We start from the raw sequence: 14,798 nt of genomic DNA, 5'->3' as shown, positions 1-14,798 counted from the left end.
CGGGTGCGCTGTGGGTTCGCGCAGTTCCCCGCGCCCCTATCGGGGCACGCCTGTGGCCCGACGGCATCGGAAGGCGCCCCGTCAGGGGCGCGGGGAACTGCGCAACCGCCCAGCGCACCGCACAGGCACCGCGCACGCCGAGTGGGACGCACCCAAGGGGCGCGGGGAACTGCGCGAACGGCCACGACGCACCCGCACGGAGCCGCGCACGCGCAGCGGAACGCACCCGAGGGGTACCGCTAGCGGTCAGCGGTTTTGTCGGGGTCTGGGGTCGCCACGGGAACCGCAGACCCACGCTTCCTGCGGGTGCGGAGGAACTCGACGACGATCGGGACGACCGACAGCAGGACGATCCCGATGAGCATCAGTTCGATGTGGTCACGGACCCACCCCCGCTTGCCGAGCCACGCCCCGAGGAGCGTGACCCCCGCGCCCCACAGGACACCGCCGATGACGTTGAAGGTGATGAACGAGCGGTACCGCATCCCGCTGACGCCCGCGATGATCGGCGTGAACGTCCGCACGATGGGCACGAACCGGGCCAGCACCAGCGACTTCGGACCGTGCTTCTCGAAGAACTCGTGCGCCTTGAGCACGTTCTCCTGCTTGAAGAAGCGGGAGTCCGGCCGGTTGAAGAGCGCGGGGCCCACCTTCTTGCCGAAGAGGTAGCCCACCTGGTCGCCCGCGATCGCCGCGATGCAGATCAGGGTGCAGATCAGCCACAGGTCCATGGTGAGCGTCCCGGTGGTCACCAGGAGGCCGGTCGTGAACAGCAGGGAGTCCCCCGGCAGGAAGAAGCCGAAGAAGAGGCCGGACTCGGCGAAGACGATGATCAGCAGGCCGTAGATCCCGAACTCGTTGAGCAGGAAGTTCGGGTCCAGCCAGCTCGGGCCGAGCGCAAGCGTCGTCACGGTGGTGGGCTCCTGAGGGGTGAGGGAGGGCAACGGGAGGGCACGGTGCGGGCCCAAGCTACCAACGCCCGACCGTCACGCACCGTTGTCGGAGCCCCCAGGATGCACCCGCCGGCGAGCCGGGCAAAGCTGGGCAGGGAGGATGAAAAACAACACCATGCACATCAGCCACACCAGCCACATGGGTCGGCACGACGACAGGGAGTGAGCGTGGGCATCGATGAGTACGGGGGCGGACTGAACCCCCAGTCGGACGTCCTCGTCGTCACGACGAACGACGTGCCGGGCCACCGGGTGGACCGGGTGATCGGCGAGGTCTTCGGCCTCACCGTGCGCTCGCGGCACCTGGGCAGTCAGATCGGCGCGGGGCTGAAGTCCATGATCGGCGGCGAGCTGAAGGGCCTCACCAAGACCCTGGTGGAGACCCGCAACCAGGCGATGGAGCGGCTGATCGAGCAGGCCCGCGCCCGGGGCGCCAACGCGGTCCTGATGTTCCGCTTCGACGTGACGGAGGCCGCTGACGTCGGCACCGAGGTGTGCGCGTACGGCACGGCCTGCGTGATCACCCCGCTGTGACCGCCCGGCGGCACCGTGGTGCCGCCGGGCGGCGGTCCGGGGCGCGGACCGTGACTACTTCCAGACCCACAGCTGGTAGGGCGCGAAGGAGTCGCACCGCCACCGGTCGATGAGCTGCATCTGCGGCGAGGACAGGTAGGTGCCGATCTGCACGCAGTGCGCGTACGACGTGTGCGGGCCGAAGGTGACCCAACCGGTGGCGCCCGGCGGGGGCGCGGCGTGCGCGGTGGGGGCGGTGAGCAATCCGGCGGTCGCCAGGGACACGGCGACCGCGGCGGTGGAGAGCGTTCTGCGCAAGGACACGGTGCACACTCCTTCTTCACCCGTGCCCGCCGGGGCCATTGCGCCGGCGGGTTGCGTGAAGCATCCCGCCGCGCACGCCCCGGGACAACGGGAAGCGCACGTTCCCGTTCGTTCGGCGCGCCCCCCGGGTGGCGGGGCGCGCCGAACGGCTCACACGTGCCGGGCGGCGTTCGCCAGCATCGCGTCCCGCAGATAGCCGGCGAGCCCCGGTTCGATCGCCTCGTACGTGGCGGTGAACCGCTCGTCGGCCACGTACATCTCGCCGAGTGCCACGTGCATCTCGTAGCCGCAGGCGTACGACGTGTCCGAGATGAACCGGCGGTGGTCCTCGGCGACGTCCATCGCGGCCGGCGAGTCGGCCGCGACGCCCTGGGCCAGCAGGTCGCCCATCCGGCGGTGGATCGCGGTGAACTCGCGGCCGACCCGCGCCCAGTCGTCCTTGGTGTACGCGCTGGTCCTGCGCCGCGACTCGCGGTGCGCTTCGGTGCCGCCCCAGCGTTCTTGGACCTCCTCCTCGTGGGCGTCCGGATCGAAGTCCCCGAACACCTCGAACTTCTCTTCCGGTGTCAGGTCGATGCCCATGCTCCGTGCCTCCATTGCAGTCTCCACCGCGGCCGCCATGAGCCGCAGTCGTTCGATGCGGGCGGTGAGCAGGCCGTGCTGGCGCCGCAGGTGCTCGCGCGGGTCCGCGTCCGGGTCGTCCAGCAGGACGGCGACCTCCTCCAGCGGGAACCCGAGTTCCCGGTAGAAGAGGATCTGCTGGAGCCGGTCGAGATCGGCCTCGCCGTAGCGGCGGTGCCCCGCGGGGCTGCGCTCGCTCGGCGGGAGCAGCCCGATCTCGTCGTAGTGGTGCAGCGTGCGCACCGTGACCCCGGCGAACCCGGCGACCCGCCCCACGGAGTAGCTCATGACCCTGCCCTTCCTCGTGACGTCCCCCACGGTGCCTCCTCACGTCGCGTGAGGTGCAAGCCGGTCCTACGGTGGTGCGTGGGCCCCGGCGCGCGGCCCCCGTGGGACGGCCCCCACGCCCACGGCTCCCCACACCCACCGGAGGCGACCGTGTCGCTGCACCGAGGTGCCGATCAGTCCGCCGGGCGCAGCCTGTCGGTGAACCCCTTCTACGGTGACGCGAACCCGCTGGGCGACATGCTCGACGCACCGCCCGCGCACCGGTTGCCGGACGGTCCGCTGTCCCCGACGGCCGCCTACCAGCTGGTGCACGACGAGCTGATGCTCGACGGCAACGCGCGGCTGAACCTGGCGACCTTCGTCACCACCTGGATGGAACCGCAGGCCGGGGTGTTGATGGCCGAGTGCCGCGACAAGAACATGATCGACAAGGACGAGTACCCGCGGACCGCCGAGCTGGAGCGGCGGTGCGTGGTGATGTTGGCCGACCTGTGGAACGCCCCCGATCCGGGCACCGCCGTCGGCTGCTCGACCACCGGTTCCAGCGAGGCGTGCATGCTGGCGGGGATGGCGCTGAAGCGGCGCTGGGCCCTGCGCAACGCCGCCCGCTACCCGTCCCCGCAGGCGCGTCCCAATCTGGTGATGGGCGTCAACGTGCAGGTGTGCTGGGAGAAGTTCTGCACCTTCTGGGAGGTGGAGGCCCGCCAGGTCCCCATGGAGGGCGACCGCTTCCACCTCGATCCGGCCGCCGCGGCCGCCCTGTGCGACGAGAACACCATCGGGGTGGTGACCGTGCTGGGCTCGACCTTCGACGGCTCCTACGAGCCGGTGGCCGAGGTGTGCGCGGCGCTGGACGAGCTCAAGGAGCGCACCGGTCTCGACGTTCCGGTGCATGTCGACGGGGCCTCCGGGGCGATGGTCGCGCCCTTCCTCGATCCGGAGCTGGTGTGGGACTTCCGGCTGCCGCGGGTCGCCTCGATCAACACGTCCGGGCACAAGTACGGGCTGGTGTACCCGGGGGTGGGCTGGGCGCTGTGGCGCTCGCCCGCCGAGCTGCCCGAGGAGTTGGTCTTCCGGGTGAACTACCTGGGCGGGGACATGCCGACGTTCGCGCTGAACTTCTCCCGACCGGGCGCCCAGGTGGTGGCGCAGTACTACACCTTCCTGCGGCTGGGCTTCAGCGGCTTCCGGGCGGTGCAGCAGTCGACGCGGGACGTGGCCCGGGGGCTCGCGGAACGGATCGAGGCCCTCGGTGACTTCCGGTTGCTGACCCGGGGCGACCAACTGCCGGTGTTCGCGTTCACCACGGCCGACGAGGTGCGGGCGTTCGACGTGTTCGACGTGTCGCGACGGCTGCGGGAAGGGGGGTGGCTGGTGCCCGCGTACACCTTCCCCGCCCACCGGGAGGACCTGGCGGTGCTGCGCGTGGTGTGCCGCAACGGGTTCTCGGCGGACCTGGCGGCGCTCTTCATGGCGGACCTGGAGCGGTTGCTGCCGGAGCTGCGGCAGCAGGACGGCCCGGCGGTGAAGGACCGGGCCGCCGCGACGGGCTTCCACCACTGAGCCGGGCCCACCGGGCCGGACCGGTGCGGTGGGGGAACGGCCGTCGCGGCCCCGGCTACCTGCTGAGCGCCCCGAACCTGCGGACCGCCAGCGGGAAGAACACCGCGAGCAGGGCCAGCGGCCAGAGCACGGCCAGGAGCGGTGCGTGTTCGGCCGCCCAACCCGTCGATCCTGCCCCCGCGTCCGAGCCCGCCGGGCCGCCGGCGGCGCCGAACAGGTCCCGCACCGCGGTCGCGGTCGCCGACATCGGGTTCCACTCGACCACCGCGCCCAGCCAGGACGGCATGGCCCCGGGCGTCGCGAACGCGTTGGACAGGAACCCGAACGGCCAGACGAGCACCTGCACCGTCTGCACCAGTTCCGGGCGCCCCGCGACCATCGCGAGGTGGATGCCGAGCCACAGCATCGCGAACCGGAGCAGGAGCAGCAGCCCGAGCGCGCCCAGGAAGCCCGCGAAGGTGCCGTGCGCCCGCCAGCCCACGGCGAGGCCGACCGCGAGCATGACGGTGAGCGCGGCGAGGGACTGGAGCATGTCGGCGACCGCCCGTCCCACCAGGACCGCGCCGTTCGCCATCGGCATCGAGCGGAAGCGGTCGATCACGCCCTTGTTGAGGTCCTGGGTGACCGCGACCATGGTCGACTCCAGGCCGAACGTCATGGAGAGCACCAGCATCCCGGGCAGCAGGTAGGTGAGGTAGTCGCCCTCCACCGCGCGGCCGCCGCCGACCAGATAGCCGAACATCAACAGCAGCATCACCGGGAACAGCAGCCCCACCACGACCTGGACCGGTCGTCGGGCCCAGTGCGCCAGTTCGCGTCGGGTCATGGTCCAGCAGTCGGTCAGTGCCGGGGCGATGCCCGTCCCCTGGCGGCTCATGCCGTCACCCCCTTCGTGAGGTGCAGGAAGACCTCGTCGAGGGTGGGCCGGCGGATCGCGACGTCCTCCGCCTCGATGCCGGACCGTTCCAGTGCGCGGACGGCCGCGGTGAGCGCGGCCATCCGGTCGGTCACGGGCACGCTGACCAGCCGGCGGTCCGGGTCGACCGTGGCCCCGTCCGGCAGCAGCCGTGCCACGGCGTCGAGTCGGGTGCCGTCCCGTACGACGACGTCGAGCCGGTCGCCGCCGGCGTGTGCCTTCAGCGCGTCGGCCGTGCCGTCGGCGATCACCCGGCCGCCGTCCACCACCGAGACGTGGTCGGCGAGTTGGTCGGCCTCCTCCAGGTACTGGGTGGTGAGCAGGACGGTGGTCCCGCCACCGACCAGGGCGCGCACCGAGTCCCACACCTCGGCGCGGCCCCGCGGGTCGAGACCGGTGGTGGGCTCGTCCAGGAAGAGGACCTCGGGGTCGGTGATCAGGCTGGCGGCGAGGTCGAGCCGGCGCCGCATGCCGCCGCTGTACTGCTTGACGGGTTTGCCGCCGGTGTCCGTGAGCCCGAACCTGGTCAGGAGTTCCCCGGACCGTGCGCGCGCTCCCCGGGCGCCCAGGCGGTACAGCCGGCCGAACATCTCCAGGTTCTGCCGGCCGCTCAACTCTTCGTCCAGGGCGGCGTGTTGGCCGAGCAGTCCGATCCTGCGGCGGACGGCGTCGGCCTCGGTCCGCACGTCGTGCCCGGCCACCGTGACGCGGCCCGCATCGGGTCGGAGCAGGGTGGCGAGGATGCGCACCAGGGTGCTCTTGCCCGCGCCGTTGGGCCCGAGGACGGCGTGCACGGTGCCCCGGGCCACCGTCAGGTCGATCCCGCTCAGCGCCCGTTTCGCGCCGTACTCCTTCTGCGCCCCCTGGACCACGATCGCGTCATGACTCACCGGACCCCCACTAATCAAGCTTGACTACTTCGTCGATCGATGAAGGTACTGCCCGCGGGGAGGGTTAGTCAAACTTGATTAGCGGAGGCTCTGTGAGGGGCGCGCGCTCCGGGGCTCGGCTCCGTACGGGGGCGCCCGCCCTCAGCAGCGGTCCCCCGGGTGCACCTCGCCCGTGGCGTACGGATTGACCTCGCCCTCCGCGAGCACGCCCACGAAGGGCTCCCCCTCACCCGCGAAGGCGTAGGCGCCGCCCTCGATGCGGCCGATCAGCTCCCGGGTCCACTGAGCGCCCCCGTCGGCCGAGTGCAGCCAGAAGTTCATGATCTCGCCGATGTGCTGGAACTGTCCGGGCCCCTTCTCCGGGGCGTAGTACTCCAGCACCGCGGACCGCCACTCCTCGATGGCCCGCACCCGCCGCCCCAGCAGTTCCACGACCTCGCCGCGGGGCAGGGCCACCATGAAGCCGAGGGCCGCCGACAGGACGTCCGGCTTCTGGTCGTACGAGGTCAGCGCCTCGCGCAGCAGGGCGAAGAACTCCTCGTCGCCGCGCGGGGTCACCTCGTACTCCACCCGGGGCGGGCCGCCGACCGTCGAGGGCGCCACCTCGTGCGCCAACAGCAGTTCCTGCTTGGCCATCTGCTTCAGCGCGTGGTAGATCGACCCCGGCTTGGCGTTGGACCACTCATGGGCCCCCCAGTACTCCAGGTCGTTGCGCACCTGGTAGCCGTGGGCCCGCCCGTGGCCGCGCACCGCACCGAGGACGAGCAGCCGGATCGCCGACATCCCACACCCACCGCCTTCAACGGAAATCTACTGGTCAACTTTGACCAGCCTAGCCCCGTTCCGCTGCGACGAGCTCGAAAGCCGTCTTCCCGTCCAAGGACTCACGGATGATGTCGGCGTGTCCCGCGTGCCGGGCCAGTTCCTCCACCAGGTGCAACATCAGCCAACGCATCGACACCGCACCGTCCTTGGGGAACCAGGGGGCCTCCGGCAGCGGGAAGGTGTCGTCCAGGCTGGGCACCGACCGGATGAACTCCTCGGTCTCCTCGGCCACGCCCGCCCAGTGGGCCAGTGTGCTCGCCACGGTCTCGTCGCCGACCAGCCGGAAGCCGTTCTGCCAGTCCTCTTCGGTCGTGATCTGCTCGTTCGGGCGCTGCTGGGCCATCCGCAGCCACGACAGCTCGGCTCCGGCGGCATGTTTGACCAGCCCCGACAGCGAGAGTTCGCTGGCGCTCGGGACGCGGGCCGCCTGCTCGTCGGTGAGGCCGAGCACCGCGCGCCGCAGCGCCCCGCGCTGGGCCTCCACGAAGGCGAGGAGCGCGCCGCGCTCGTCGCCGCGGGCTTCCGCAGATACGTGAGTGACCATGGGTGCCGCCTCCAGTGATGCCGTGTGCTGCTCGACGTCTCCCACCCTAGGGAGCCATGAGGTCAGCTGCGGTCCTAAAGGGGCCGGGGAGGCGAAGCAGCCGGCGCGGACGGGGGACGGGGGGTATGGGGCGTGGGGCGTGGGGCGTGGGGCGTGGGGCGTGGGTCAGAACGGGAACGGGGGGCGTTCGCGCTGTACGGAGATCCACTTCCAGGTGGTGAACGCCTCGATCGTCGCCTCGCCGCCCAACCGGCCGGGCCCCGACTGCTTCTGGCCGCCGTAGGCGACCAGCGGATCGTCCTGGATGGTGCTCCCGTTGACGTGGAACATGCCCGTGTCGACGCGCCGGGCGAACGCCACCCCGCGTTCGGCGTCGGCGGTGTGCACGGCCCCGCCGAGTCCGTAGGGGGTGTCGTTGACGATCCGGACCGCCTCGTCCTCCCCGTCGAAGGGGACGAGCAGCGCGACGGGGCCGAAGATCTCCTGCCGCAGCAGCGGGGAGTCCTCGGGCAGCCCGGTGAGGACGGTCGGCTCCACCAGGTTGCCCACGGTGGAACCGTGCAGCAGCGCGGTGGCCCCCTCGGCGAGCGCCTGGTCCACGAGGTTGCCGAGGGCCTCGGCCTGGAAGTCGTTGATCACCGGGCCGAGGTGGGTCTGCGGATCGCGCGGGTCGCCGACGCGCAGTGCGCGCACCCGGGCCAGGAACCGTCGGGTGAACTCGGGCTCCAGCCTGCGGTCCACCAGGATGCGGTTGGCCGCCATGCAGACCTGGCCCTGGTAGACGTAGCGGCTGAACACCGCCGCGTCCACCGCGTAGTCGAGGCCCGGTTCGTCGAGGTCGTCGAGCACCACCAGGGCGCTGTTGCCGCTGAGTTCGAGGACGCAGCGCTTGAGGTGGCTCGCGGTGACGGCGGCGACGTGGCGGCCCACCCGGTCCGATCCGGCGAACGACACCACCTTGGGCACCGGGTGCTCCAGCAGCGCATCGCCGATCTCGGCGATGTCGGTCACCAGGACGTTCAGCAGCCCGGCCGGCAGCCCGGCCTCGGAGAAGATCCGGGCGATCAACCCGCCGCCGACCACCGGGGTGTTCTGGTTCGGCTTGATCACCACCGCATTGCCCAGGGCGATCGCAGGAGCAACGGACTTGAGGGTGATCAGGAAGGGGAAGTTGAACGGACTGATGACGGCGACGACGCCCACCGGGACGCGGTAGAGGCGGTTCTCCCTGCTCTGCTCCGTCGAGGGCATGATCTGCCCCTCGGGACGCATGGTCAGGTGGACCGCCTCGCGCAGGAACTCCTTGGCGAGGTGCACCTCGTGCTCCGCCTTGGCGCGGGTGCCGCCGAGTTCGTCGATGATCGCCTCGACTATCTCGCCTTCGAGGTCCTCGGTGATCCGCAGCGCCCGCTCCAGCACCGCGCGACGCGCGTAGGGACCGGCCGCGGCCCATGCCGGCTGGGCCCGCTCGGCGGCCCGGTAGGCGGCGTCGACCTCGGCGCGCGTGGCGACGGTCAGGGAGGCCAACTTCTCGCCGTTGTACGGGTTGAAGTCGATGATGTCCCAGGAGCCGCTGCCCGTCCGCCACTCACCGTCGATGAACTGGTGGGCCAGGTCAGTGAAGAAGGACATACGATCCCCAACCGCAGAAGGCATGCGCGGGCGCCGGTGCCCGATGAGACGTCTGAGCCGTCATCGTACTGGTGTCTTACGACAATTGGAGCAGTCCCCGGAGCAGGTCCCGGGTGTCCGACGGACCGGGACTGTCCGCCGTGAGCTGTTCCATGACGTTTGCGTACTGTGTGACCTCGTCCGGCTTGTCGACGTAGAGGGCACTGGTGAGCTGTTCCAGGTACACCACGTCGGAGAGGTCCGACTCGGGGAAGCTCAACATCGTGAAGCTGCCGCTCTCGCCGGCGTGCCCGCCGAAGCTGAACGGCATCACCTGGAGGGTGACGTTGGGCCGCTCCGACACCTCGATGAGGTGCTGGAGTTGGCCGCGCATCACCTGGCGGTCCCCGTACGGCCGGCGCAACGCCGCCTCGTCCAGCACCACGTGGAAGGTCGGCGGGCGTTCGGCCACCAGCACCTTCTGCCGTTCCAGGCGCAGTGCCACCCGGCGGTCGACGTCCGCCCGGCTCGCCCCGCCGCGCGACACCACGGCGTGCGCGTACGCCTCGGTCTGGAGCAGACCGTGCACGAACTGCACCTCGTAGACGCGGATCAGCGAGGCCGCGCCCTCCAGCCCCACGTACGTCTGGAACCAACCCGGCAGCACGTCCGAGTAACTGTGCCACCAGCCCGTGACGTTGGCCTCCTTGGCGAGGGCGAGGAGCGGCCCGCGCTCCGCGTCGTCGGTCACTCCGTAGAGGGTCAGCAGGTCCTCGACATCCCTGGCCTTGAAGCTCACCCGTCCCAACTCCATGCGGCTGATCTTCGATTCGGAGGCACGAATCGAGTACCCGGCCCGCTCCCGGGTGATCCCGCGCGACTCCCGCAGGCGCCTGAGTTGCGAGCCCAGCAGGATGCGGCGCACCACCGAGCCACCCCCGGCGCTCTGGCCCTGGGGGTCCCCCCATGACTCGCCTGCGGTCACTTCGTCAGCCTCCCCAACGTCTTCAGGTGGCGAAGTCTGCCACTAAAACCTTCCAGCCCGTACTCATTCGGTTACGGAAAGGGGAAAGCGGGCGCGGGGGCACGACGAGAAGTACGCGGAAGAAATCGTTGCCAAGGCATATGGTCCAGTCCAAAACCGGCTCGTGCACGTGCATCTGCCCTTGCATCTGCTGTACGCATTGGGAACCATGGTCGACGCACCACCGAGCAACCGGAGTACCGCTACGGCCGCGAATCCACGGGAGTGCCTCGCATGGGGACGAACGGATCGACCATGCTGGAGCCGTTAAGGCAGGGGCTTCCCCCCATCGACCCGACGGCGGTGTCCAGCGCCACCTCGTGTGCGCTGTCCGCCCGTTACGAGGCGGTCGGCGAAGCGCGGCGGTTCACCCGGCGCACGCTCACCGAGTGGTGCGCGGACGAACGCTTCGACGACGTCTGCCTCGTCGTGTCGGAACTCGTCACCAATGCGATGCGCCACGCGCTCCCCCAGGACGTCCACCCCGGAGAAGTTCTTCCGGTGCGGCTCCATCTGATGCGCTGGACCCAGCGGTTGGTGTGCGCGGTGCGCGATCCGAGCGATGCGACCCCCGTGCCCGGGTACTCGGGGCTGCTGGGCGCCGCGGGTCCGGGGGACGGTGACCGCCCCGAGGAGTTCGCCGCCGAGTCGGGGCGCGGGCTGTTCCTGGTGGACTCCTTCAGCGACAGCTGGGGGTGGCACCCGCTGACCTCCGCCCCGGGCGGCAAGGTCGTCTGGGCGCTGTTCCGCCTCTGACGTCCCACTGCGGGTGCGCGGGCCCCTGGGGTGCGCCCTGCTGGGCGTGCACGGTCCTTGCGCGGTGCGCGGTTCCTGATCGGGTACGCCCCGCTCCCCGTACGCGGTGCCCGTGCGGGTGCGCGGCGGTTGCCCGCGCAGTTCCCCGCGCCCCTATCGGGGCGCACCCGCACGGGACCGCGCACCCGCAGCAGGACGGGCCCGATCAGGGGCGCGGGGAACTGCGCGAACCAACCGCACACCCACACAGGACCGCGCACGCGCAGCAGGACGCGCCCGATCAGGGGCGCGGGGAACTGCGCAAAGCACCCGCGCACCCGCACGGGAACCGCGCACGGGCAGCGGAACGCACCGAAGCAGGCACAGCGCACCGCACGCGCACCGCACCGCGCGGACGGTTCGCTTTCCGTCCGCACACGTCGGCGGGGACGCCCCCCACCGTGCCGAACACCCCGTCCGGCACGCCGAACTCCCGTTCCGCGCGGCGGCGAACCGTGCGCGGGAGGTCAGGAACCGGCTACCAGGTGGTCGAACTCGCCGTCCTTGACGCCCAGCAGCATCGCCTCGATCTCCGCGCGCGTGTAGACCAGCGCGGGGCCGTCGGGGAAACGGGAGTTGCGCATCGCGACCGCCCCGTCCGGCAGTCGCGCGAACTCCACACAGGACCCCTGCGAGTTGCTGTGCCGGCTCTTCTGCCACACCACCCCCTGGAGCTGTGTGGCGGCCATGCCGTTGGACACGTCATGCACGGGTCGCTCCCAGTGGCGCAGAGGCTGATGTGGCGTTTGCTGCAACGGTCAACTGACCCGGATCATAGCTGTGTTTCACGTGCACGCGCGCAAGCATATGCACGTGCACGCGGGGTGGTGTCACGACTACGGACCATGATCATGTTCCGGCCCGCCGATCGAGGGGGTGCCACCGCCCGACGGGCGACCGTCGCCCAACCTGACATGCATACGTCACCCGATGTCCATGATCGAGGGCCGGACACCACCACCGCAGGCCGAATTCGCGTCACCTCCACTCGTGGGACTAGACGCGGCCCGGCCCGATCCTGTTGCGCCGTGCCCGGCGGCGGCCTCCCTATCCTGTGGCCGTGAGCTGGCTCCGGGCACTGCGGGTGTCCGCCCGATCCGGGTTGACCATCGAGCGGAAACGGCTGGAACCGCTCCTTGCGCTGCGCGCCGCCGGTGGGCTCGCCCTGGTCATCGCCCTCGGGCTGTGGACCCTGGGGCCCGTCGCCGCCGTGAGCTCCGCCTTCGGGGCGTTCCAGGCGGCCATCGCCACCTTCCAGCGCAGTTGGCGCCCGAGCCCCGAACTGGCGGTCGTCTCCGGCGCGAGCCTCGCCGTCTCCAGCTTCCTCGGGTACGTCACCCGGCCGCACCTCGGGCTGTTCCTCGCGCTGCTGGCGGCCTGGACCTTCCTCGCCGGCCTGACCTGGGCGGTCGGCCCCACCATCGGGTTGATCGCCTCCACCAACGTGGCGATCATGCTGATCACCATCACCTTGCCCACCTCGGTCGCCCAAGCGGCCCTGCACGCCGCGATGATGGTCCTCGGCGGGCTGGTGCAGGCGGCGCTGCTGGTGCTCTTCCCGATCCGCCGGTGGGGCGCCCAGCGCGACGCCCTCGCGGACGCGCTCGCCGCCGTGGCGGACTACGCGCGGCGCCTGCGGAACGACCCCGTGGCCCCCTTCGACCCGCGCCCCCTGATGGAGGCGCGGGCCGCCGCCGCGGTGACCGCCCGGCAGGCCCGCCGCCGCCCCGCCGAGCTGCACGGCACCCGTCCCCTGGCGGAACGCGTCCGCCCGGTGCTCGCCGCACTGGCCGACCCGGCGCTCGGGGTGCCCGCGCAGGGGCCCGGACGGGACCGGGTGCGCGAACTGCTCGCCGCCGCCGGCGCCGTCCTGGACGCCACCGCGCACGCCGTCCGCAGCGCCGCCCCGGCGCACGTGCCGGCGTGGGCGGTGGCCGCGTTCCGCACCCCCGACACGGGTGCGCTGCTGTCCGGACCGGCCCGCCGGGCCGCACTCCGGCTCGGCGCGCTGCTGGACGAGATGGCACAGGTCGCGGCCGCGGCGGGCACGGACACCGCACCCGCCGGAGGGAGCGAGCGCAGTGCGCTGGTGCGGCCCTCGCTGGCGGAACTCGCCCCCGCCGCCGTCGCCACCGTGCGGCGCGAGCTGCGGCGGCGCTCCCCCGTGCTGCGGCACGCGATCCGGGTCACCGTCGTCACCTGCGTCGGGTACCTGGCCGGGGCCCTCCTCGACCTGGGACACGGGTACTGGGCCCCGCTGACCTCCGTGATGGTGATGCGCCCCGACTTCTCCCAGACCTACGAACGGGCCGTCGGCCGGTTCGGCGGCACCCTGCTCGGGGTCGCCCTGGCCACCGCACTGGTGCAGTCGACCCGGCCCGGCAGCCTCGCCCTCGGGGCGCTCGCCGTGCTGTGCGCCGGGCTGATGTACCTGCTGCTGCGCACCGGACAGTTCGCCGCGCAGGCGTGCGTCGCCGCGTACGTCGTCCTGCTGCTCGGCATGGGCGGCGAGGGCTGGACCCAGACGGTGCCGGAACGGGTGCTGCTCACCCTGTTCGGCGGGCTGCTCGCGATGCTGTCGTACGCGCTCTACCCCGCCTGGGAGACGCCCCGGCTGCGCTACCGGCTCGCCGACTGGCTCACCGCGGTGGGCCGGTACGCCGCGGCCGTCCTGGAGCGGTACGCGGTCCCGGCCGGGCCGGGGGAACCGGCCCGGCCGCTGGCCCGGAGCGGCGACCCGGGCCAGCGGGTGCGGGAAGCGCTGCGCGACGCCCGCACGGCACGCGCCGCGTGGCACGACTCGGTGGAACGGGCCGCCGTCGAGCCCGTGCGGCACCGGGGCCCGGCGCCCGAGCGGGCCGAGGCCGCCGAGGAGGCACTGGCCCGGGTCGGCCGGGCGGCGATCCTGCTGGAGGCCCTCCTCCCGGAGCGCGGCAGCACCCCCGTACCGGAGGCCGCGCACCTCGCCGAAGTGCTGCGCACCACCGTGGACGGGGCGGCCCGGGCGGTGCGCGAGCGACGGGTCCCCGACTGGGAGCCCCTGCGGGCGGCGCTGGACGGGTCCCCCGACGGACCGGGGACGGGGCCCGGACGGGGCGAGGAGTACGTGCGGCACGGGGCCCGGCTGCTGCTCGCGGCCCTGGAGGACTTCGGCAGGGCGCTGGACGGGGCGCCCGCGGGAACTCAGCCGGTGCAGCGGGCCGACCGGACCGACGGCAAGCCCCCGGGCACGGGCTGACGCACGGGCTGACGTGCGGGGCGGCGCACCCGCTGACCTGCGAGGCGGCGCGCTGCGCGACCGTACGGGGCGAGCGCGAGACGGGTACGGATCGCAGCATACTTGAAAACGGTATTCATTTTCAGTACAGTAGCGGCATGGCTCGCAACGAAATCCGTCCGATCGTCACACTCAGGTCCACGGCGGGCACCGGCCACGCGTACGTGACCCGCAAGAACCGTCGGAACGACCCCGACCGGCTGACCCTGCGCAAGTTCGACCCGGTCGCGGGTCGGCACGTCACGTTCCGCGAGGAGCGCTGACCGACCCCGTAAGCCCGTGGGCCCGATGGCCACCGGGCAGCCCCCGTCGTCCCAGGAAGGACACAGGTACCGCCATGAAGCCCACCATCCACCCCCCGTACGGGCCGGTCGTCTTCCGCGACCGGGCCGCCGGCCACGCCTTCCTCACCCGGTCCACCGCGACCAGCGACAAGACGGTCGTCTGGGAGGACGGCGCCACCTATCCGGTGGTCGACGTGGAGATCTCCAGCGCCAGCCACCCCTTCTACACCGGCACCGCGCGCGTGCTCGACACCGCGGGGCGCGTGGAGCGCTTCGAGCGCCGGTACGGGCGGCGCGCACCGCGTTGACCTCGGCTCACGCCGCGCCGCGACGGCCCCGGAGCGCTCACCTCCGGGGCCGTCGCACGTCC

The 14,798-nt window shown here is 71.9% G+C and carries 16 protein-coding genes; 6 read left to right on the top strand and 10 right to left on the bottom strand.

Features of this window, described 5'->3' with window-relative positions:
* Positions 1 to 239 precede the first annotated feature (239 nt).
* Complete coding sequence (locus ACFYOU_RS18375; protein ID WP_391306810.1) at positions 240 to 911, bottom strand: VTT domain-containing protein; 672 nt, start codon at positions 909 to 911, stop codon at positions 240 to 242.
* Between the two features lie 210 nt (positions 912 to 1,121).
* Here ACFYOU_RS18375 and ACFYOU_RS18370 point away from each other — a divergent pair, with 210 nt between their 5' ends.
* Positions 1,122 to 1,487, top strand: a complete 366-nt coding sequence (locus tag ACFYOU_RS18370) for a YbjQ family protein (protein WP_387005170.1) — start codon at positions 1,122 to 1,124, stop codon at positions 1,485 to 1,487.
* Between the two features lie 54 nt (positions 1,488 to 1,541).
* Here the strand turns inward: ACFYOU_RS18370 and ACFYOU_RS18365 are convergent, their stop codons facing one another.
* Together ACFYOU_RS18365 and ACFYOU_RS18360 are read right to left on the bottom strand one after the other, a co-directional pair.
* Complete coding sequence (locus ACFYOU_RS18365; RefSeq protein WP_385484170.1) at positions 1,542 to 1,790, bottom strand: hypothetical protein; 249 nt, start codon at positions 1,788 to 1,790, stop codon at positions 1,542 to 1,544.
* A gap of 150 nt (positions 1,791 to 1,940) precedes the next feature.
* Positions 1,941 to 2,699 carry a TipAS antibiotic-recognition domain-containing protein gene (locus tag ACFYOU_RS18360; protein ID WP_391306808.1) on the bottom strand — a complete coding sequence of 253 codons (759 nt, stop codon included), beginning with the start codon at positions 2,697 to 2,699 and terminating at the stop codon, positions 1,941 to 1,943.
* A 150-nt stretch (positions 2,700 to 2,849) separates the two neighbouring features.
* Between ACFYOU_RS18360 and ACFYOU_RS18355 the strand changes: the two genes are divergently transcribed.
* On the top strand, positions 2,850 to 4,262 hold the full coding sequence (locus tag ACFYOU_RS18355; RefSeq protein ID WP_391306807.1) for a glutamate decarboxylase: 1,413 nt from the start codon (positions 2,850 to 2,852) through the stop codon (positions 4,260 to 4,262).
* 55 nt (positions 4,263 to 4,317) lie between these two features.
* On the opposite strand, the gene ACFYOU_RS18350 is transcribed toward ACFYOU_RS18355, so the two are convergent.
* The 6 genes from ACFYOU_RS18350 to ACFYOU_RS18325 form a co-directional block, all read right to left on the bottom strand.
* On the bottom strand, positions 4,318 to 5,139 hold the full coding sequence (locus ACFYOU_RS18350) for an ABC transporter permease (RefSeq protein WP_391306806.1): 822 nt from the start codon (positions 5,137 to 5,139) through the stop codon (positions 4,318 to 4,320).
* Positions 5,136 to 6,068 (bottom strand): ATP-binding cassette domain-containing protein, encoded by a 933-nt coding sequence (locus tag ACFYOU_RS18345; protein ID WP_391306805.1) that lies wholly within the window; start codon positions 6,066 to 6,068, stop codon positions 5,136 to 5,138. The genes ACFYOU_RS18350 and ACFYOU_RS18345 overlap by 4 nt, the downstream gene beginning before the upstream one ends.
* 141 nt (positions 6,069 to 6,209) lie before the next feature.
* Positions 6,210 to 6,851: a helix-turn-helix transcriptional regulator gene (locus ACFYOU_RS18340; protein ID WP_391306803.1), complete on the bottom strand. Its 642-nt coding sequence runs from the start codon at positions 6,849 to 6,851 to the stop codon at positions 6,210 to 6,212.
* Positions 6,852 to 6,900: 49 nt separating this feature from the next.
* Complete coding sequence (locus ACFYOU_RS18335; RefSeq protein WP_391306801.1) at positions 6,901 to 7,437, bottom strand: DUF664 domain-containing protein; 537 nt, start codon at positions 7,435 to 7,437, stop codon at positions 6,901 to 6,903.
* A 165-nt stretch (positions 7,438 to 7,602) separates the two neighbouring features.
* Complete coding sequence (locus ACFYOU_RS18330; RefSeq protein WP_391306799.1) at positions 7,603 to 9,069, bottom strand: aldehyde dehydrogenase family protein; 1,467 nt, start codon at positions 9,067 to 9,069, stop codon at positions 7,603 to 7,605.
* Between the two features lie 76 nt (positions 9,070 to 9,145).
* Entirely contained in the window at positions 9,146 to 10,033 is an 888-nt protein-coding gene (locus tag ACFYOU_RS18325) for a helix-turn-helix domain-containing protein (RefSeq protein WP_385484193.1), read from the bottom strand.
* A gap of 273 nt (positions 10,034 to 10,306) precedes the next feature.
* Between ACFYOU_RS18325 and ACFYOU_RS18320 the strand changes: the two genes are divergently transcribed.
* Positions 10,307 to 10,828 carry an ATP-binding protein gene (locus tag ACFYOU_RS18320; RefSeq protein WP_391306797.1) on the top strand — a complete coding sequence of 174 codons (522 nt, stop codon included), beginning with the start codon at positions 10,307 to 10,309 and terminating at the stop codon, positions 10,826 to 10,828.
* Between the two features lie 506 nt (positions 10,829 to 11,334).
* On the opposite strand, the gene ACFYOU_RS18315 is transcribed toward ACFYOU_RS18320, so the two are convergent.
* The gene (locus ACFYOU_RS18315; RefSeq protein WP_385485154.1) at positions 11,335 to 11,556 is read right to left on the bottom strand and encodes a DUF397 domain-containing protein; all 222 of its coding nucleotides are present in this window, start codon (positions 11,554 to 11,556) and stop codon (positions 11,335 to 11,337) included.
* A gap of 371 nt (positions 11,557 to 11,927) precedes the next feature.
* Between ACFYOU_RS18315 and ACFYOU_RS18310 the strand changes: the two genes are divergently transcribed.
* The 3 genes from ACFYOU_RS18310 (at position 11,928) to ACFYOU_RS18300 (ending at position 14,736) form a co-directional block, all read left to right on the top strand.
* Positions 11,928 to 14,105: an FUSC family protein gene (locus tag ACFYOU_RS18310; protein WP_391306796.1), complete on the top strand. Its 2,178-nt coding sequence runs from the start codon at positions 11,928 to 11,930 to the stop codon at positions 14,103 to 14,105.
* A 137-nt stretch (positions 14,106 to 14,242) separates the two neighbouring features.
* Positions 14,243 to 14,407 carry a 50S ribosomal protein L33 gene (gene rpmG / locus ACFYOU_RS18305; protein WP_391306794.1) on the top strand — a complete coding sequence of 55 codons (165 nt, stop codon included), beginning with the start codon at positions 14,243 to 14,245 and terminating at the stop codon, positions 14,405 to 14,407.
* A gap of 74 nt (positions 14,408 to 14,481) precedes the next feature.
* Positions 14,482 to 14,736 carry a type B 50S ribosomal protein L31 gene (locus ACFYOU_RS18300; RefSeq protein ID WP_385484205.1) on the top strand — a complete coding sequence of 85 codons (255 nt, stop codon included), beginning with the start codon at positions 14,482 to 14,484 and terminating at the stop codon, positions 14,734 to 14,736.
* Positions 14,737 to 14,798: the final 62 nt, after the last annotated feature.

Origin of the sequence: Streptomyces sp. NPDC005955, from assembly GCF_042871255.1 — a bacterium.
GTDB lineage: Bacteria > Actinomycetota > Actinomycetes > Streptomycetales > Streptomycetaceae > Streptomyces.
The sequence above is the reverse complement of the archived record's forward strand: the minus strand, read 5'-3'. Positions and strand labels throughout refer to the sequence as shown.

Coding starts and splice junctions, on each gene's coding strand:
- rpmG (WP_391306794.1), top strand. CDS start 14,243: ATGGCTCGCAACGAAATCCGTCCGATCGTCACACTCAGGTCCACGGCG.
- ACFYOU_RS18300 (WP_385484205.1), top strand. CDS start 14,482: ATGAAGCCCACCATCCACCCCCCGTACGGGCCGGTCGTCTTCCGCGAC.
- ACFYOU_RS18335 (WP_391306801.1), bottom strand. CDS start 7,437: ATGGTCACTCACGTATCTGCGGAAGCCCGCGGCGACGAGCGCGGCGCG.
- ACFYOU_RS18360 (WP_391306808.1), bottom strand. CDS start 2,699: ATGAGCTACTCCGTGGGGCGGGTCGCCGGGTTCGCCGGGGTCACGGTG.
- ACFYOU_RS18340 (WP_391306803.1), bottom strand. CDS start 6,851: ATGTCGGCGATCCGGCTGCTCGTCCTCGGTGCGGTGCGCGGCCACGGG.
- ACFYOU_RS18330 (WP_391306799.1), bottom strand. CDS start 9,069: ATGTCCTTCTTCACTGACCTGGCCCACCAGTTCATCGACGGTGAGTGG.
- ACFYOU_RS18315 (WP_385485154.1), bottom strand. CDS start 11,556: ATGGCCGCCACACAGCTCCAGGGGGTGGTGTGGCAGAAGAGCCGGCAC.
- ACFYOU_RS18320 (WP_391306797.1), top strand. CDS start 10,307: ATGGGGACGAACGGATCGACCATGCTGGAGCCGTTAAGGCAGGGGCTT.
- ACFYOU_RS18350 (WP_391306806.1), bottom strand. CDS start 5,139: ATGAGCCGCCAGGGGACGGGCATCGCCCCGGCACTGACCGACTGCTGG.